Source organism: Bacterioplanoides sp., assembly GCF_965226395.1.
In the GTDB taxonomy this organism is placed as follows: Bacteria; Pseudomonadota; Gammaproteobacteria; order Pseudomonadales; family Oceanobacteraceae; genus Bacterioplanoides.
Genome location: NZ_OZ245358.1, coordinates 63,314 through 80,590 on the forward strand (window position 1 = coordinate 63,314; position 17,277 = coordinate 80,590).

Consider the following 17,277-nt stretch of genomic DNA (forward strand, 5'->3'; position numbering starts at 1 on the left):
AAACATCAGATAGCGCAGTATATCAGAATGGCATTTATACCGAAGGGCTGGCAGCAATTAACTGGGACTTCTGAGAGGCCACCTGAGGTTTTTTACGCAACCAGCGAGCGGTTTGGGAAATACGGCGTAAGCTGGGTTCACCACTATCAAACGCCTGCTGAATGGTTTGTAACTCAGATCGTGGCAGCGTGCCCATCAGACCGTGTTTTAATTCCGGAATCGGGGCAATGCGTGCGGTTAAAACCGCAACCAGGTCACCCAGAAAATGTGACGATAAACGCGCATGCTCATGATAGTTGATGGTCAGCGAAACAAATTCACCTTCCTGAGCCAGAACAATCAGATCATTTTTTTGTAACGCACCTTTAACCGCTGTCATAAAGTGCTCAAAATCCTGGCCAGAGAACACCGACTGATCGGTCACAACCGCCATCACATCAGTCCAGAGCTGGCGAAAACGTCGCTGACTGATTTTGTCTTCAACGACTTTAAATTCAAGCCGCTCAGGTAACTGGAACGACTCACCCGTGGTGTTATTGTCAGCCGGCTGTACGTACAGCGCGGTGGCAAACCAGGGTTTGTCTAATGTTTCAAAAAAGCCGATTCCTTTCAGCTCTGCACTATTGGTGGTCAGTGATAAAGACAAACCAACAATCATCCACAAAGCTTTAACTGCGTTCATGATAGACCTCGAATTGAACGATAACTCAGCACATTCACAACATACGTTATCGCCTAATAATTAACTGTGATTCAGTTAACGTTTAAACACCATATTGGTTTTTTGGCGGAATATACAGAACTTACGTCAATCAGATGGCACAAAAATGACAAACTCAGAGGTATTTCAGCAAGGGCTAGAGATTAATCAGTTGAATCCGGTCAGACTGATCAACCAGATCGCGATAGAGCCGATCCTGCATTTCCGGCTTGCGGATATCGTCGAGAGTCACCCGTGCCAGAACCCGCATCATCAGAGTATTGATGCCTCCCCAGCTACTGGATAGCGAGCAGTGAGCGGTAATATCGCATTGATGGTTATCAACACTGCATTCTGTTAATGCAACCGGCCCTTCAAAGGCCTGAACCACATCCAGAATCCGTATTTGTGAGGGAGCTAACGCCAGGCGATACCCTCCCCGAGCTCCGCGTTGAGCAATCACCAGGCCACTGTCTGCCAACGCCTTCATCACTTTGCGTACGGTTGGCAACGGCAAACCGGTAGAATCAACGATATTTTCCGTCGATAACTTTACCGAGCCAGCCCGCGCCAGTTGATCCAGCACGACGATGCCATAATCTGTCAGTTTGCCAATTTTCAGCATACGCTTCGGGTTCTTGTCAGCAAGGTAAAGTCAGAATGATAACACGAAGCATCTTCACAAATGTGTCGTCATGTTTTAGCGTTGCGCTCCTGACTTTTAACTCAATGCTCTGAGGAGAGATCCATGATGCGCTCAACGGCCAAGCAAGTACTGGCGTTATTCACTCTGATGTCGTCACTGTTAACGACTCAGTTACAGGCAGAAGAAACCAAGACGGCAGCCACTTCACCAGCCAGTAACGATGATCTGGTAGCAGTTGTGATTGAAACCAACCGTGGTGATATTGAACTGGCCCTAAACCGCAGCAAGGCTCCGATCAGCGTTGCCAACTTTCTGACCTACATCGATGCCAAACACTACGACGGCACCATCTTTCACCGCGTGATTCGTGACTTTATGATTCAGGGCGGTGGTTTTGATGAAAACATGATCCAGAAAGCCACCCTGCCACCGATTAAAAACGAAGCCAAAAACGGTTTATTAAACCAGCGCGGTAGTATCGCCATGGCGCGTACCAGCTCAGTCGATAGCGCAACCAGCCAGTTTTTTATTAACGTAAAAAGCAATGACTTCCTGAATCATGGTTTCCGTGACTATGGTTATGCCGTATTTGGCCAGGTCACTAAGGGAATGGATGTAGTCGACGCCATTGCCACGTCTCAGACTGGCCTGCGTGACGTGCCGGTAGAAGCCATTGTGGTTAACACCATCAAGGTGCTTGAAAGCGAAAAAGCGACTGCCAAATAAGCAATCAGGCCGCTTCTATGTTCCCTGCTTGAGCAGATTTTGATATAAAGCCCGGTCAATTCAGCCCGTGTCTTTTCAGGAGCATTACCGGCCTATGCAAGACGTTTCCACGTTTGATCCAAACACATTCGACCCGACTGACTCAGCAGCCTCAGCGGATAGCCAACCAGCCGTGGTCGATGCGGAAAAAGAGCGCAAGCAGAAAACCAACTTTAATAAGTTGCAAAAGCGCTTGCGCCGCAATGTCGGTAAAGCCATCGAAGATTATAATATGATCGAAGAAGGCGATAAGATCATGGTGTGTCTGTCTGGTGGCAAAGACTCTTACACCATGCTCGACATCCTGATGAGCCTACAGAAAAGCGCACCGGTTAAGTTTGATCTGGTCGCGGTAAATATGGATCAGAAGCAACCAGGCTTCCCAGAACACATCCTGCCCGCCTACCTCGACTCCGTTGGCGTTGATTACCATATCGTCGAAAAAGACACCTACAGCGTTGTTAAAGAAATCATCCCAGAAGGCAAAACCACGTGCGGTTTATGCTCACGTCTGCGTCGGGGCACCCTGTATGGCTTTGCCGAGAAAATTGGGGCTAACAAAATTGCCTTGGGCCATCACCGTGATGACATCATTGAAACCTTGTTTCTGAATATGTTTCATGGCGGCAAGCTCAAAGCCATGCCACCTAAATTGTTAAGCGACGATAAAAAGCATGTGCTGATTCGCCCATTGGCATACTGCAAAGAAAATGACATCGAGAAATTTGCCACGGCTAAGGAATTTCCGATTATTCCCTGCAACTTATGTGGCTCGCAGGAGAACCTGCAGCGTCAGAACATCAAACATATGCTGGCGCAGTGGGATAAAGCCCATCCAGGGCGCAGTGAAAATATCTTTGCCGCCATCAGCAATGTGGCACCATCACAGCTAGCCGATGGTGAATTGTTTAATTTCCGTGAGTTAGAACAACAACAGCAAGGCAGCCATTTAGGAATGCGCCAGACCTTATTGGATGTGGTGAATATTGATTGAGGCTAAAGCTGAGCCAGGTGGCGCTGTCTTATCCAATAGCACGGTCTTATAGAGTACCACTAAACAACGTCGTAGTATTTAACTCGTATGTGCCCGGTCCTTTCAGCAACAGCGTCATATCGTAACGCCGCTCGGTGATGATATTTTCAGCTCGGGCGGTCAGCTTACAAAAACCCGGCTCAAGACTGGGCTTGGGCATTTGAATTTTTACCGCCAGATCTTGCGCCAGCTCTTCAACCTGAACCGTTGATACCGCCTGAGTTGGAGAACCGGCAATGCCTTTACGTATCCATTGTAAATACAATTGATGGCGGCCAGCCTGCTCGGTACGAATCACACGAACATAGCCTTCGCCGTCACTGGATTTCCAAGGGCACATGCGCTGTACCTGATCCATCCAGACCGGCATTTTATAAACCGCTTTCAGCACCTCATTCTCGCCATCAACCTTTTCACCACCAGCATTTTCGCCACCAACATCCTCGGCCAATGAGAACGGCGTGATCAGACTCAGTAGCACCATCAGAACAAGGGGGGTACGCATCACTGTTTTACGTATAAAAGGGTTACACATCAGAGCTTCCTGCGATTAAATAATACATCCAATAAGACTAGCAGGTTGTTGAAAAACTACTTACGTTGCCACAACGGCGTTAAAAATCATCCCCAAATGCTCATTTATTACTTATAAACTGCGCTTTTTCGTTGATTATTAGCTTGCGCAGCTCTAAAGAGTGCCTTGTTCTGGCTACCTCAGAAACATTTTTCAAGAGCCTGCTAGCATCTGCTGCGCTGAGCGCTTAATGATTATCAGCCCAGCGATGCATTGGTGCCTCACCGATGTCCCAGGCGGGTTTGTCGTAGGTAATGGCGATGATGTAATAGGTTTCCAGCCCTTTGGGTAGCCTCACCTCGACCTCCTCTTCCAGCGCTTTGCCCATAAGCCCACGCGCCAACGGCGCATCGACACTGATATAACCCCGCTTCAGGTCAATCTCGTCTTCACCAACAATTCGATAACGGTATAACTCTTCAGCATCATCTTCCAGTTCAATCCAGGCACCAAAATACACCTTATCCGCATGAGCAGGCTTACGATCAACAACTGTCAGCGCTTCCAGCCGTTTGCGTAAAAACCGCAATCGGCTATCAATCTGGCGCAAGCGTTTTTTGCCATAAATATATTCGGCATTTTCAGAACGATCGCCCAGCTTAGCGGCATCTGATACCTGCTGAGTAACGCGCGGACGCTCTTCGCGCCAAAGATAATCGTGCTCCTGTTGCAGCAGCCGCTCTCCTTCCGGAGTGATCAACAGGCTACGTTTGGGTAATGGTTTTTTAGTGGTATCAGTCATACATCAGAGGCCGTCATCGCATCGCAATAAATGCATGCGAGAGTACTTTTTTGATTTCATATAATTCAGAGAATGATCAAGCGTAGTGCAAAATTTGCCTTAGGTATACTGTTGCTGATAGCAGGCATCATTATTACTCCATTGCCCATCCCACTAGGCCTGATCAGTATCCTGATGGGGCTTTCATTATTAATCAGCGTTGCACCTCCGCTGCGTAACTGGCTGATTTTACTACGAAAGAAATTCACCACTGCGTCTCTGACCTTAACCCGGCTGCGCCAGCACCTGCCCCGCTTTCTGCAACATGTGATTGATGAAACCGATCCTGACAAAACAAAACAGTAAATGTTAATTATTATCATTTACAAAATAAATTGGATCGTTTACATTCTTGTTTGTGCCAATTTGAGTGTTTGCAGCAACACAGGAGAAAAACAATGGAAAATTACATCAGTGGTCTAGCCGGTGTTATGTTGATTGGCTTCTGTATTACCGTTCTGACATTGCCCGTCTGACCTGAGTGGCAAGAGCCATATTGGTGGGGTTCTTGTTATTGCTACTAAAAGCCTTCGGGCTTAACGATCTTCTTTTTTGTGATAGATTTTCAGGATATAAACAATGTCGTTTTTAACGAAATAACGAACAACATAGTCACCGGCCACTAACTCTCTAACCCCAGCTAGCTCTTCAATAGTCATTCCCATTTCGGGATAATCGACCAAGCGCTTAATGGAATTCTGCAACCGCTCACTATAGCGCCTTGCTGCATCTGGATTTTTAACCGCTATAAAATTTCTTAATCGCTTTAAATCATTTAAAGCAACCGCAGTAAATTTTAACCTCATAAACTAGGCGGTTCCTTTTCATCCTCTGTTCCCCAGCTTTCCAGCCAGTCCATAACTTCCTCACCACCCACCACTCGACCTGCTTCCACATCAGTCAGTGCCAATCGAGTTTCTTCTAGCAGTTTTGCTTCACGCTCTTCCTTTGCCAGATATTCATCCAGCGCGTCGTTAATCAACCACGCCTTAGAACGTCTCATCTTTTTCGCTGCTGCCTCTAACCGGGCCATCAACTCATCGTTCATTCGCACGCTTGTCATTGCCATCTGCACCACCTTTCATTTACACACCACTTGAATGCGTTGCATTACATTGCACTCAAATAATAATACAACAATAAAAGTAACATAAAGAAGAGAGCTCTATTCTTTAGCGAAGACCAGATACAAAAAACGCCCGGCTGCATAGCAGCCGGGCGTTTTTTATTGTCTGAATAACAGTAACTTACCAGCCAGTCACTTCTTTCAGTGCATCACCGATCTGAGCCAGAGAACGCACAGTTTTCACACCAGCGTCCTCCAGAGCAGCAAACTTCTCATCAGCAGTACCTTTACCGCCAGAGATAATGGCACCGGCATGGCCCATACGCTTGCCTTTTGGTGCCGTAACACCAGCAATGTAGGAAACAACCGGCTTGGTGACGTTCGCTTTGATGTATGCCGCGGCTTCTTCTTCCGCAGTACCACCAATCTCACCAATCATAACGATTGCTTCGGTTTTCGGGTCGTTCTGGAACAGTTCCAGAATGTCGATAAAGTTAGAGCCCGGGATAGGGTCACCACCAATACCAACACAGGTAGACTGACCAAAACCGTAATCAGTAGTCTGCTTAACCGCTTCATACGTCAGAGTACCGGAGCGGGAAACAATGCCCACTTTACCAGGCTGGTGAATGTGACCGGGCATAATACCGATCTTACATTCTCCCGGCGTGATCACACCCGGACAGTTAGGGCCGATCAGACGAACACCCAACTCATCACACTTCACTTTACATTCCAGCATATCCAGCACCGGGATGTGCTCAGTAATACAAACGATCAACTTAATGCCGGCATTCGCCGCTTCCAGGATAGAATCCTTACAGAAAGGCGCTGGCACATAGATCACAGACGCATCAGCACCGGTTGCTTCCACAGCTTCAGCAACGGTGTTAAACACTGGCAGACCCAGATGCTCAGTACCACCCTTGCCCGGCGTTACACCGCCAACCATTTGTGTGCCATAAGCAATCGCTTGTTCAGAGTGAAAAGTACCCTGACCGCCAGTGAAACCCTGACAGATAACTTTGGTGTCTTTATTAATTAAAACCGACATGTCTTAGTTCCCCGCTGCCTTAACCGCTTGTTCTGCAGCGTCAGTCAGACTGGTTGCTGCGATAATATCCAGACCAGATTCAGACAGAACCTGTTTGCCCAGATCAGCGTTAGTTCCTTCCAGGCGAACAACAACAGGCACGTTGACACCAACTTCTTTCACAGCACCAATGATGCCTTCTGCGATCATGTCACAACGCACGATACCGCCGAAGATGTTCACCAGAACACACTTCACTTTTTCGTCAGACAGAATCAGTTTAAATGCATGAGCAACACGCTCTTTGGTGGCACCGCCACCGACGTCGAGGAAGTTAGCCGGGAAACCACCGTGCAGAGCAACGATGTCCATGGTTCCCATTGCCAGACCAGCACCGTTCACCATACAGCCGATGTTGCCATCCAGCGCTACATAGTTCAGATCCCATTCTGCAGCTTCCGCTTCACGCGCGTCTTCCTGAGAAGGATCGTTCATGTCAGCCACGGCTTTCTGGCGGTACAGAGAGTTACCGTCAACACCCAGTTTGGCATCCAAACAGTGCAGATCACCATCTTCTTTAATCACCAGTGGGTTGATTTCAATCAGCGCCAAATCTTTGTCGTGGAACAGTTGCGCCAGTCCCATAAAGATTTTAGTGAACTGCTTAATCTGATCACCTTTCAGGCCCAGCTTAAACGCCAGTTCACGGCCCTGGTATGGCTGTGCACCGGTTAACGGGTCAATTTCGGCTTTCAGAATTTTTTCCGGTGTTTCTTCCGCAACTTTTTCGATCTCCACACCACCTTCGGTGGAAGCCATAAAAACAACGCGGCGGGTTGCACGATCAACAACGGCACCCAGGTACAGTTCATCAGCGATATCGGTCAGGCTTTCTACCAGAATACGACTGACCGGCTGGCCATTTTCATCTGTCTGGTACGTTACCAGGTTTTTCCCTAACCAGCTTTCTGCAAACTCTTTAATTTCTTCCTTTGAAGAAACCAGCTTTACACCACCAGCTTTACCGCGACCACCGGCGTGCACCTGAGCTTTAACCACCCATTTGTCACCACCGATCTCGTCAGCTGCTGCTACAGCGTCTTCCGCAGTCTTAGCTGCCACACCTTTCGATACTGGCAGACCGTACTGCGCAAAAAGCTGCTTACCCTGATATTCGTGAAGGTTCATCGCTTTCGTCCTGTTTCTTGCATTTTCACCGGAAACCCCCGGTGGCCTTGGTTAACCCTGAACCGATTGGTCGGTTATTAATTACTCCTCAGTCACTGACAATCAACCCTCAGCCACTGAATATTCAGTAATTTCAGGGATAAAAAGTAAGGCCCGGAAATCCGGGCCAATACTTAATTTTAAAACTGCTTATTTTTTCTTCGGCTTGCGATTCGCTTTATGGATCGCTGCGTTGTTAACCGCCAGCGCCGCTTCATGCACCGCCTCAGAGATGCTTGGATGAGCAAACACCATCATACCCACATCTTCAGCGGTTGAGCCAAACTCCATAGCAACCACAATTTGCTGCACCAGATCACCGGCATTCGGGCCAATCACGCTACAACCTAAAATGCGATCGGTTTCAGCATCGGCCACTACTTTTACAAAGCCGTCGGTGTCAGCCGCTGCCATCGCACGACCATTAGCCGCAAACGGGAACATGCCCACATTGTATGCTTCACCAGCCGCTTTTAATTCGTCTTCCGTTTTACCAACCCAAGCGATTTCCGGATGGGTATAGATCACGGATGGAATCACGTCGTAGTTCAGCTGAGCTTTATGACCAGCAATGCGCTCTGCAACCATCACCCCTTCTTCAGAAGCTTTGTGTGCCAGCATTGGGCCACGTACTACGTCACCAATCGCGTACACGCCCGGAGCATCGGTCGCGCAGTGTTCGTTAACAAAGATAAAGCCACGCTCATCCAGATTAACACCACTATCACCAGCCAGCAGGCCTTCGGTGTATGGACGACGACCAACCGCAACAATCAGCTTATCGAAGGTTTCAGATTTCTCACCTTCGCTGTCCTGATAAGTTACCGTCACTTCGCTGCCGTTGACCTCAGAGCCAGTAACACGAGCGCCAACACGGATGTCCATGCCTTGCTTAGTGAACAGTTTCTTGGCTTCTTTAGCAACGGTTTGATCCACCAGGTGCAGGAAATTGTCCTGTGCTTCTAACACGACAACCTCAGCGCCCAGACGGCCCCAAACACTACCTAATTCCAGACCAATTACACCCGCACCAATCACACCCAGGCGCTTAGGCACTTCGGTGAATTCCAGTGCACCGGTGGAATCAACAATAATGTCGTCAGTTTTAGGCGCTGGTGGAATATCAACCGGTACCGAGCCGGTTGCAATAATCACGTTTTCAGCGTCAATGGTTTCGGTCGCACCGGCGTGATTGGTAAATTCAACTTTTTTACCTGCCAGTACCTTACCAGTACCTTCCAGTGGCGTAACACCATTGGCTTTAAATAAGGTGGCTACACCCATGGTCAGATTCTTAACAATCTGATCCTTGCGTTGCAGCATATCGGCGATATTGATGCTCACGTCACCGGTGCTGATACCGTGTAATGAGAACTTCTCTTTCGCTTCTTCGTATTTGTGCGACGTATCCAGCAGCGCCTTGGAAGGGATACAACCAACGTTCAGACAGGTACCACCAAATACAGCTTTGCCATCTTTATTAATCCACTTGTCGATACAAGCGGTTTCCAGACCCAGCTGGGCACAACGGATAGCTGCTACATAACCAGCGGGGCCACCACCGATAACAACAACATCAAATTTTTTGCTCATTTAAAAATTCCTTAAACTATCCGATTAAATGTCTAACAGCAGACGGGCTGGATCTTCCAGTAACTCTTTGATAGTTACCAGGAACTGAACGGCTTCTTTACCATCAATCATACGGTGATCGTAAGACAGTGCCAGATACATCATAGGCAGAATAACCACTTCACCATCAACCGCCATTGGGCGTTCCTGGATTTTGTGCATACCCATAATGGCAGTTTGTGGTGGGTTCAGAATCGGAGTCGACATCAGAGAACCAAAGATACCACCGTTTGAAATGGTGAAGGTACCACCCTGCATTTCTTCGATACCCAGCTTGCCATCACGGGCACGCTTACCGAAATCAGCAATGGTGCCTTCGATTTCAGCCAGACCCATGCTGTCGGTATCACGCAGAACTGGCACAACCAAGCCGCGATCGGAAGAAACCGCAACACCAATATCCTGATAACCATGGTAAACCATGTCATTACCATCAATGGATGCGTTTACAGCTGGGAAGCGTTTCAGCGCTTCAGTTGCCGCCTTGGTGAAGAACGACATAAAGCCCAGTTTTACACCGTGCGCTTTCTCAAAACGGTCTTTGTATTTCGCGCGCAGCTCCATTACCGGCTTCATGTTAACTTCGTTGTAAGTCGTCAACATCGCTGCGTTTTGCTGTGCTTCAACCAGACGACGTGCAATGGTGGCGCGCAGACGCGTCATTGGTACCCGCTTTTCAATGCGCTCACCGGTTGGCAGATTCAACGCCGGAGCTGCCGGAGCCGCTGCTTTTGGTGCCGCTGGAGCAGCAGGTGCCGCTGCCGGAGCAGATTTCAGATGATTCTGAACGTCTTCTTTGGTGATACGACCACCTTTTCCTGTGCCTTTAACATCAGACAGGCTGATGCCTTTTTCGTCGGCCAGCTTGCGGGCAGCAGGGCCAGCAATAGCGTCTTCGCTGCTTTCCGCAGCAGGTGCTTCTTCAGTTGCGGCAGCAGGCGCTGGTGCAGCAACGTCGCCCTCAACAAAAACGGCCAGCACTTCATCACTCAGAACCACATCCCCTTCTTCTTTCAGGATGTTTTTCAGAGAACCATTGGCCGGAGCAACCACTTCCAGTACCACTTTATCGGTTTCAATATCCACGATCAGTTCATCTCGCTGGATCGCTTCACCTGGCTGTTTGTGCCAGGTTGCTACTGTGCCGTCGGCAACAGATTCAGGAAAAGTGGGTGCCTTAATTTCGATGCTCATTGATAATTTTCCTTAGTATTCCTGCGATTAGCCCTGAAGCCCTAAAGCATCACGGATTAATTTCTCTTGTTGCTCCAGGTGGAGCGCCATATAACCTGCAGCCGGTGAAGCCGATGCGTCACGCCCTGCATATTCAAGATGTAATGTATTGTTGATGGCAGCAATAGCGCGACGCATATGGTGCTGACTGCTGTACCAGGCACCCATGTTCATCGGCTCTTCCTGTACCCAATAGACTTCTTCCATATTAGTGAACTTCTTCAGAACTTCACCCAGGTCGTCCGCCGGGAACGGATACAGTTGCTCGATACGAACAATCGCCACATCATCGATTTCTTCTGCACGACGACGTTCCAGTAAATCGTAATAAACCTTACCGGAGCACATCACTACGCGACGTACCTTGGCCGGATCCAGCTCATCAATCTCATCCAGAACTGTCTGGAAGTGGCCTTCAGCCAGCTCTTCCAGCGTACTGGTTGCCAGCTTGTGACGTAACAGGCTCTTCGGTGACATCACTACCAGCGGTTTACGCAGTGGACGAATCACCTGACGGCGTAACATGTGATACACCTGCGCCGGTGTGGATGGCACACAGATCTGAACATTATGCTCAGCACACAGCTGCAGATAACGCTCTAAACGAGCCGAGGAGTGTTCCGGGCCCTGACCTTCATAACCGTGTGGCAACAGCATGGTCAGACCACACAAACGGCTCCACTTGTGTTCACCGGAAGAAATAAACTGGTCAAATACCACCTGAGCACCATTGGCAAAATCACCAAACTGAGCTTCCCAGATCACCAGAGCGCCTGGTGTCGTAGTCGCATAGCCATATTCAAAGGCCAGTACCGCTTCTTCGGATAAGGTGGAATCGTACAGATCAAACGCTGGCTGATCGTCTTTCAAATTGCTTAACGGGATATAAGCTTCACCATCTTTCTGGTTATGCAATACCGCATGACGGTGAGAGAAAGTACCACGACCCACGTCCTGGCCGGTCATACGCACCTGATGGCCTTCGTCCAGCAAGGTGGCATACGCCATGGTTTCGGCGAAGCCCCAGTTGATTGGCATCGCACCGGCCGCCATCTTACGACGGTCTTCAAGGATTTTGCTGACCTGACGCTGTACCGCAAAACCGTCTGGCACTTCCAGTTGTTTGGTTGCCAGCTCTTGCATACGTTTCAGATCAAACGAAGTATCCGCTTTTGCTGTCCACTCGTGACCCAGGTAAGGAGACCAGTCAACAAACAGCTTCTCATTCGGCTCTTTCACCAGACTTTTGGCAACGTGCAGGCCATTATCCAGTGCGTTACGGTATTCCTCTTCCAGATCTTTGACCTGCGCCTGATCCAGAACACCTTCACCGATCAGCTTAGTCGCGTATAAATCACGGGTGGTTTTTTGCGACTTAATTTTAGAGTACATCAGAGGCTGAGTACCGGATGGTTCGTCGGCTTCGTTATGGCCACGACGACGGTAGCACACCAGATCAATCACGATGTCTTTTTTGAACTCATTGCGGTAATCAACCGCCAGCTGAGTGACAAACAGAACCGCTTCCGGGTCATCACCATTGACGTGCAGAATCGGTGCTTCAACAATTTTGGCAACATCGGTGCAATATTCGGTAGAGCGGTTATCGTCACGGCGAGAGGTAGTAAAGCCCACCTGGTTGTTAATGACGATATGAATGGTACCGCCGGTTTTGTAAGCCCGGGTCTGCGATAACTGGAAAGTTTCCATCACCACACCTTGGCCAGCAAAAGCAGAGTCACCGTGAATCAGCACAGGTACCACTTTTTCACCGGTCTCGTCGTCACGACGATCCTGACGTGCACGAACAGAACCTTCAACAACCGGAGAAACAATCTCCAGGTGAGACGGGTTAAACGCCAGTGCCAAATGCACTTCACCGCCCGAGGTCATCACATTTGATGAGAAACCCTGGTGATATTTCACGTCACCGTGTGATTCAAAGGTGGTTTTACCGTCGAATTCATCGAACAGGTCGGAGGTTTTCTTACCCAGGGTGTTGATCAGGGTATTCAAACGACCACGGTGCGCCATACCGATAACAATTTCTTTGGCACCGTAGGTCCCGGAGCGCTGGATCAGTTCATCCATTAAAGGAATTAAACTTTCACCACCTTCCAGACCAAAACGTTTTACCCCTGGATAACGCGAACCCAGATATTTTTCCAGGCCTTCACCGGCGGTCAGACGTTCCAGCAAATGTAACTTAACTTCATCGCCGTACTTAGGGTGAGCACGAACACTTTCCAGACGCTGCTGGAACCAGCGTTGTTCTGCGGTATTAACAATGTGCATGTATTCAGAACCCACGGTACCGCAGTAGGTGGTGTCCAGCGCATTGATAATTTCTTTCAGAGTGGCTTCTTCCTGGCCAATAAACAGCGAACCTGTCTGGAAGCTGGTGTCCATATCAGCCTGGGAAAGCCCATGAAAATGAAGATCCAGATCGGGAACCTGTTGACGCTCCATCAGCTCCAGCGGGTCTAGCTTAGCGTGCTGATGACCACGGCCACGATAAGCGTTAATCAGTTGTAATACCTGAACCTGCTTACGATCAAAATCGGAGCTGACACTGGCTTGTGATGCCGGGCGTGAACGTCCCTGATTTTTGGAGATTAGAAGAAATTGTTCCCGAATGGGCTTGTGAGGCGTGTCGACGGAAGTGTTCTCGTCAACGCGTGGAAGTTGATCAAAATAACTGCGCCACTCTTCTGGCACTTCATTAGGATCGCGGAGATAGGTTTCGAAGAGCTCTTCCACGTAAGCAACGTTGCCACCCGCTAATTGCGAGGTGCTCCAGAGTTGCTCCATTGTCTGCTCGTGCATTGTGTACGACCACCCTGTTTTAACTTAAAACGAGGGATTCACCTGCAGAAAGCACGTACCGACTCATTACGCTTGAAAACGATATGGGAAAGGACCAACCGGGTAGGTTGTAATGCCTCTGAGTTGAACCGGGGATGCCCCGTTCCCTCAACTAAAAATCAGCTTAGTTAAAAATAGCGCTTTGTGGGCGCTATTTTTGAAAAATTGTTAACGTAAGTGGACTGTGTAGCCAGTCCAGCTTACGTTTTATACCACATGGTCGGTCTGTGGCAATCCCTTACAGCTGCTGACTTAACAGCATGTCGCGGATGTGACCAATAGCCCGGGTCGGGTTCAGACCTTTCGGGCATACATTGACACAATTCATGATTCCACGGCAACGGAAAACGCTGAATGGATCACTCAAAGATGCCAATCGTTCTTCCGTTTTGGTATCACGGCTGTCCGCCAGGAAGCGGTAAGCCTGCAACAGGCCAGAAGGACCAACGAACTTGTCCGGATTCCACCAGAAAGAAGGACATGCAGTTGAACAACAAGCACACAGAATACACTCGTACAGGCCGTCCAGCTTCTCACGCTCTTCCGGTGACTGCAGACGCTCAATCGCCGGAGCTGGCTTGTCGTTCTGCAAGAATGGCTGAATCTTCTCGAACTGCTGGTAGAACATGCTCATGTCGATCACCAGGTCACGAATAACCGGCAGACCAGGCAGAGGACGCAGAACCAGCTTGTCCATTTTACCTTTAGTTGCTTCCGAGATTGGGGTGATACATGCCAGGCCGTTTTTGCCATTGATGTTCATACCATCGGAACCACACACACCCTCACGACAAGAGCGGCGGTAAGCAACCGTTGGATCCTGTTCTTTTACCAGAGCCAATACATCAAGAATCATCAGATCCTTGTTGCCAGGAATCGCGATATCGTAATCCTGCATGTATGGCGCTTCATCTTTTTCAGGATTGTAGCGATAAATACTAACTAACACGGTTTACTCCCTATTAATAAGTACGGACTTTTGGCGGGAACGCTGGAACTGTCTTAGGAGCGAAGTTCACAGAGCGCTTGCCGATTGTCTTGGTTTCAGGGAAATACAGAGAGTGGCACAGCCAGTTCTCATCATCACGCTCGGTGTAGTCATTACGGGCATGAGCACCACGTGATTCTTTACGCTCAATCGCAGCAACGGCTGTTGCGTAAGCGGTTTCAAACAGGTTATCCAGTTCCAGAGCTTCGATGCGAGCCGTGTTAAACGGACCACTATTGTCATCCAGAACGGTGTTCTTAACGCGCTTGCCGATTTCGTCAAGCATCGCCAGACCTTTTTCCATGCTGTCGCCTTCACGGAATACACCGAAGTACAGTTGCATGGTTTTTTGCAGATCCGCACGAACTTCCGCAACCTTCTCACCAGAAGTTGCATTGTTCAGACGATCCAGACGTGCCATTGCACGTTCAATATCGGCATCTGTTGGGTCAACAAAGTCGAAGCCTTCATCAAAGCTCTTCTCAACCTGCAAACCAACCGCACGACCAAATACCACCAGGTCAAGCAGTGAGTTACCACCCAAACGGTTAGCACCGTGAACCGATACACAAGCAATCTCACCCGCTGCGTACAGACCTTCAACCACAACGTCGTTGCCGTTTTCGTCTTGTGTCAGCGCATGACCACCAATATTAGTTGGTACACCACCCATCATGTAGTGACAGGTTGGAACAACCGGAATTGGCACCTTAACCGGATCCGCGTGTGCGAAGGTACGGGATAATTCCAGAATACCCGGCAGCTTAGCGTTCAGGGTTTCTTCACCCAAGTGATCCAGCTTCAGGAATACGTGATCGCCGTCTTCACCACAGCCACGACCTTCCAGAATTTCCAGAACCATAGAACGGGCAACAACGTCACGGCCGGCCAAGTCTTTGGCGTTTGGAGCATAACGCTCCATAAAGCGTTCGCCGTCTTTGTTGATCAGGTAACCACCTTCACCACGGCAACCTTCAGTTACCAGTACACCAGCACCCGCAATACCCGTTGGGTGGAACTGCCACATTTCCATGTCCTGCATAGGAACACCGGCACGCAGCGCCATGCCCACACCGTCACCGGTGTTGATCAGAGCATTAGTAGTCGACTGGTAAATACGGCCCGCACCACCTGTTGCCAGAACGGTAGCCTTGGCTTTGATATAAACGGTTTCGCCAGATTCGATATCAATGGCGATAACACCAGCAACCTGGCCTTTTTCATTTTTAACCAGATCAACGGCATACCATTCGTTCAGGAAGGTAGTACCACCTTTCAGGTTGCCCTGATACAGAGCGTGCAGCAGAGCGTGACCAGTACGGTCAGCAGCAGCACAGGTACGAGCTGCCTGAGTTGGATTATCAGGACCTTTAGACTGACCACCGAAAGGACGCTGATAGATACGGCCATTCTCAAAACGAGAGAAAGGCAGACCCATGTGCTCCAGTTCGAATACCGCCTGAGGGCCTACAGAACACATGTATTCAATAGCGTCCTGGTCACCGATGTAGTCAGAACCTTTAACGGTATCGTACATGTGCCAGCGCCAATCATCGTTCGGATCAGCAGAAGCGATTGCACAGGTGATACCACCTTGTGCTGATACAGTGTGAGAACGGGTTGGGAAAACCTTAGTCACACAAGCAGTTTTAATACCTGCTTCAGTTAATTGCAGTGCAGCACGCATGCCTGCACCACCACCACCAATTACGATGGCATCGAAAGACATGGTTTTAATTTTAGACATGACTTACACACCCCACAGAATGTCGATACCCCAAACCAGGTATACAAACAACGCGCCTGCACACACCAGCTGGAAAGCAAAACGGATACCGGCTGCTTTCAGGTAATCCGTTGAAATGGTCCACATACCCACCCAGGCGTGCGCGCACAGAGAAATCAGTGCCGCCATGGAGAATACCTTCATCCAGGTTTGAGCAAACAGACCTTGCCATTGAGCAAACTGCAAGTCAGGAGAAGCAATTAAAAAGCCCAGTAAAAACAGAGTGTAAAGGGCAAGAATGACGGCAGTTAAACGCTGCACCACCCAATCGTACAGGCCGCTACGGCCTAAGTTAGTGACACTTGCTACCATACCCAAACTCCCGCAAGAACGATTACGATCAGGCCAGCTACCAGAGTAATCATGGCACCAGTACGACCGCCTTCTTTGGTTTCACCAATTCCCATATCCATCAACAGGTGTTTAATACCCGCTACAAAGTGGTAGCCCAGTGCAGACAAGATGCCCCAGGTGATGAACTTAACCAGACCGTTATCAAACCCTGCAGTAAAAGCAGCGAAGCTTTCAGCAGATTCCAGAGATGCATCCAGCGCGCACAACATAAATGCGACTGCAACGAACAGAATTACACCGGAGATACGGTGCAGGATGGAGGCCTTGGCAGGAAGTGGGAGCTCCATAGTAGTCAGATCTAGATTTATAGGTCTATTGCTATTCACGGCTCTTCTACACTCTCATTTCGGTTTATTACCAGAATAAATCCGGCTAAACACAGGCTTATGAAATCAACCTTATTACAATGTACAAGTGTTGTACAAGTTTCAGGTTGCGACAAATTATAGTCACCCGCCGATTGATTTACAAACCCTGACGGTCAGAGAAATAAAATCCAGCCAGCCTTGGTAGTAATACTTATCGAGGGACTGGCAACTATACTAGACCTTATTGAGACTAACACCCGAGTGCTAGGGAATTGACAAACGAAGT

General features: G+C 48.9%; 18 protein-coding genes. 3 read left to right on the forward strand and 15 right to left on the reverse strand.

From position 1 onward, the window contains the following. Window positions 1-34: 34 nt before the first annotated feature. Entirely contained in the window at window positions 35-682 is a 648-nt protein-coding gene (locus tag ACO05E_RS00300; RefSeq protein WP_419811008.1) for a hypothetical protein, read from the reverse strand. 175 nt (window positions 683-857) lie between these two features. Then, entirely contained in the window at window positions 858-1,325 is a 468-nt protein-coding gene (locus tag ACO05E_RS00305) for an SUF system Fe-S cluster assembly regulator (RefSeq protein ID WP_419811009.1), read from the reverse strand. A gap of 123 nt (window positions 1,326-1,448) precedes the next feature. On the opposite strand from ACO05E_RS00305, the gene ACO05E_RS00310 reads away from it, so the two are divergent. Then, entirely contained in the window at window positions 1,449-2,072 is a 624-nt protein-coding gene (locus tag ACO05E_RS00310) for a peptidylprolyl isomerase (protein ID WP_419811010.1), read from the forward strand. A gap of 94 nt (window positions 2,073-2,166) precedes the next feature. After that, a complete protein-coding gene (gene ttcA, locus ACO05E_RS00315; protein WP_419811011.1) occupies window positions 2,167-3,105 on the forward strand; it encodes a tRNA 2-thiocytidine(32) synthetase TtcA in 939 nt (312 codons plus the stop codon). Window positions 3,106-3,151: 46 nt separating this feature from the next. Here ttcA and ACO05E_RS00320 read toward each other — a convergent pair whose 3' ends face one another. Continuing rightward, entirely contained in the window at window positions 3,152-3,679 is a 528-nt protein-coding gene (locus tag ACO05E_RS00320) for a hypothetical protein (protein WP_419811012.1), read from the reverse strand. A 226-nt stretch (window positions 3,680-3,905) separates the two neighbouring features. Next, on the reverse strand, window positions 3,906-4,460 hold the full coding sequence (gene greB, locus ACO05E_RS00325; RefSeq protein ID WP_419811013.1) for a transcription elongation factor GreB: 555 nt from the start codon (window positions 4,458-4,460) through the stop codon (window positions 3,906-3,908). Window positions 4,461-4,532: 72 nt separating this feature from the next. Between greB and ACO05E_RS00330 the strand changes: the two genes are divergently transcribed. Beyond that, on the forward strand, window positions 4,533-4,805 hold the full coding sequence (locus ACO05E_RS00330; RefSeq protein ID WP_419811014.1) for a hypothetical protein: 273 nt from the start codon (window positions 4,533-4,535) through the stop codon (window positions 4,803-4,805). A 230-nt stretch (window positions 4,806-5,035) separates the two neighbouring features. Here the strand turns inward: ACO05E_RS00330 and ACO05E_RS00335 are convergent, their stop codons facing one another. The 11 genes from ACO05E_RS00335 to sdhC all read right to left on the reverse strand — a co-directional run bounded on the left by ACO05E_RS00335 (window position 5,036) and on the right by sdhC (window position 17,009). After that, window positions 5,036-5,305, reverse strand: coding sequence for a type II toxin-antitoxin system RelE/ParE family toxin (locus tag ACO05E_RS00335; RefSeq protein ID WP_419811015.1), 270 nt, complete (start codon window positions 5,303-5,305; stop codon window positions 5,036-5,038). Then, on the reverse strand, window positions 5,302-5,568 hold the full coding sequence (locus tag ACO05E_RS00340; RefSeq protein WP_419811016.1) for a CopG family ribbon-helix-helix protein: 267 nt from the start codon (window positions 5,566-5,568) through the stop codon (window positions 5,302-5,304). Before ACO05E_RS00340 ends, ACO05E_RS00335 begins: the two co-directional genes overlap by 4 nt. A gap of 178 nt (window positions 5,569-5,746) precedes the next feature. Then, entirely contained in the window at window positions 5,747-6,619 is an 873-nt protein-coding gene (gene sucD / locus ACO05E_RS00345) for a succinate--CoA ligase subunit alpha (RefSeq protein WP_419811017.1), read from the reverse strand. Between the two features lie 3 nt (window positions 6,620-6,622). Next, complete coding sequence (gene sucC, locus ACO05E_RS00350) at window positions 6,623-7,786, reverse strand: ADP-forming succinate--CoA ligase subunit beta (RefSeq protein WP_419811018.1); 1,164 nt, start codon at window positions 7,784-7,786, stop codon at window positions 6,623-6,625. A 189-nt stretch (window positions 7,787-7,975) separates the two neighbouring features. Continuing rightward, window positions 7,976-9,418 carry a dihydrolipoyl dehydrogenase gene (gene lpdA / locus ACO05E_RS00355; protein ID WP_419811019.1) on the reverse strand — a complete coding sequence of 481 codons (1,443 nt, stop codon included), beginning with the start codon at window positions 9,416-9,418 and terminating at the stop codon, window positions 7,976-7,978. 24 nt (window positions 9,419-9,442) lie between these two features. Continuing rightward, window positions 9,443-10,651 (reverse strand): 2-oxoglutarate dehydrogenase complex dihydrolipoyllysine-residue succinyltransferase, encoded by a 1,209-nt coding sequence (odhB, locus tag ACO05E_RS00360; protein ID WP_419811020.1) that lies wholly within the window; start codon window positions 10,649-10,651, stop codon window positions 9,443-9,445. Between the two features lie 27 nt (window positions 10,652-10,678). Beyond that, window positions 10,679-13,516, reverse strand: a complete 2,838-nt coding sequence (locus ACO05E_RS00365; protein WP_419811021.1) for a 2-oxoglutarate dehydrogenase E1 component — start codon at window positions 13,514-13,516, stop codon at window positions 10,679-10,681. Between the two features lie 277 nt (window positions 13,517-13,793). After that, entirely contained in the window at window positions 13,794-14,504 is a 711-nt protein-coding gene (locus tag ACO05E_RS00370; RefSeq protein ID WP_419811022.1) for a succinate dehydrogenase iron-sulfur subunit, read from the reverse strand. Window positions 14,505-14,517: 13 nt separating this feature from the next. Then, window positions 14,518-16,290 (reverse strand): succinate dehydrogenase flavoprotein subunit, encoded by a 1,773-nt coding sequence (gene sdhA, locus ACO05E_RS00375; protein ID WP_419811023.1) that lies wholly within the window; start codon window positions 16,288-16,290, stop codon window positions 14,518-14,520. 3 nt (window positions 16,291-16,293) lie between these two features. Then, window positions 16,294-16,641 carry a succinate dehydrogenase, hydrophobic membrane anchor protein gene (gene sdhD, locus ACO05E_RS00380; protein ID WP_419811024.1) on the reverse strand — a complete coding sequence of 116 codons (348 nt, stop codon included), beginning with the start codon at window positions 16,639-16,641 and terminating at the stop codon, window positions 16,294-16,296. Then, window positions 16,635-17,009, reverse strand: coding sequence for a succinate dehydrogenase, cytochrome b556 subunit (sdhC, locus tag ACO05E_RS00385; protein ID WP_419811025.1), 375 nt, complete (start codon window positions 17,007-17,009; stop codon window positions 16,635-16,637). Before sdhC ends, sdhD begins: the two co-directional genes overlap by 7 nt. Window positions 17,010-17,277: the final 268 nt, after the last annotated feature.

Bases quoted from the DNA above. Each gene is read 5' to 3' on its own strand.
- sucC (WP_419811018.1), bottom strand. From the start codon at position 7,786: ATGAACCTTCACGAATATCAGGGTAAGCAGCTTTTTGCGCAGTACGGT.
- lpdA (WP_419811019.1), bottom strand. From the start codon at position 9,418: ATGAGCAAAAAATTTGATGTTGTTGTTATCGGTGGTGGCCCCGCTGGT.
- greB (WP_419811013.1), bottom strand. From the start codon at position 4,460: ATGACTGATACCACTAAAAAACCATTACCCAAACGTAGCCTGTTGATC.
- sdhD (WP_419811024.1), bottom strand. From the start codon at position 16,641: ATGGTAGCAAGTGTCACTAACTTAGGCCGTAGCGGCCTGTACGATTGG.
- ACO05E_RS00310 (WP_419811010.1), top strand. From the start codon at position 1,449: ATGATGCGCTCAACGGCCAAGCAAGTACTGGCGTTATTCACTCTGATG.
- ACO05E_RS00305 (WP_419811009.1), bottom strand. From the start codon at position 1,325: ATGCTGAAAATTGGCAAACTGACAGATTATGGCATCGTCGTGCTGGAT.
- ACO05E_RS00365 (WP_419811021.1), bottom strand. From the start codon at position 13,516: ATGCACGAGCAGACAATGGAGCAACTCTGGAGCACCTCGCAATTAGCG.
- sdhA (WP_419811023.1), bottom strand. From the start codon at position 16,290: ATGTCTAAAATTAAAACCATGTCTTTCGATGCCATCGTAATTGGTGGT.
- ACO05E_RS00300 (WP_419811008.1), bottom strand. From the start codon at position 682: ATGAACGCAGTTAAAGCTTTGTGGATGATTGTTGGTTTGTCTTTATCA.
- ACO05E_RS00335 (WP_419811015.1), bottom strand. From the start codon at position 5,305: ATGAGGTTAAAATTTACTGCGGTTGCTTTAAATGATTTAAAGCGATTA.
- ACO05E_RS00330 (WP_419811014.1), top strand. From the start codon at position 4,533: ATGATCAAGCGTAGTGCAAAATTTGCCTTAGGTATACTGTTGCTGATA.
- ttcA (WP_419811011.1), top strand. From the start codon at position 2,167: ATGCAAGACGTTTCCACGTTTGATCCAAACACATTCGACCCGACTGAC.
- sucD (WP_419811017.1), bottom strand. From the start codon at position 6,619: ATGTCGGTTTTAATTAATAAAGACACCAAAGTTATCTGTCAGGGTTTC.
- ACO05E_RS00340 (WP_419811016.1), bottom strand. From the start codon at position 5,568: ATGGCAATGACAAGCGTGCGAATGAACGATGAGTTGATGGCCCGGTTA.
- odhB (WP_419811020.1), bottom strand. From the start codon at position 10,651: ATGAGCATCGAAATTAAGGCACCCACTTTTCCTGAATCTGTTGCCGAC.
- ACO05E_RS00320 (WP_419811012.1), bottom strand. From the start codon at position 3,679: ATGTGTAACCCTTTTATACGTAAAACAGTGATGCGTACCCCCCTTGTT.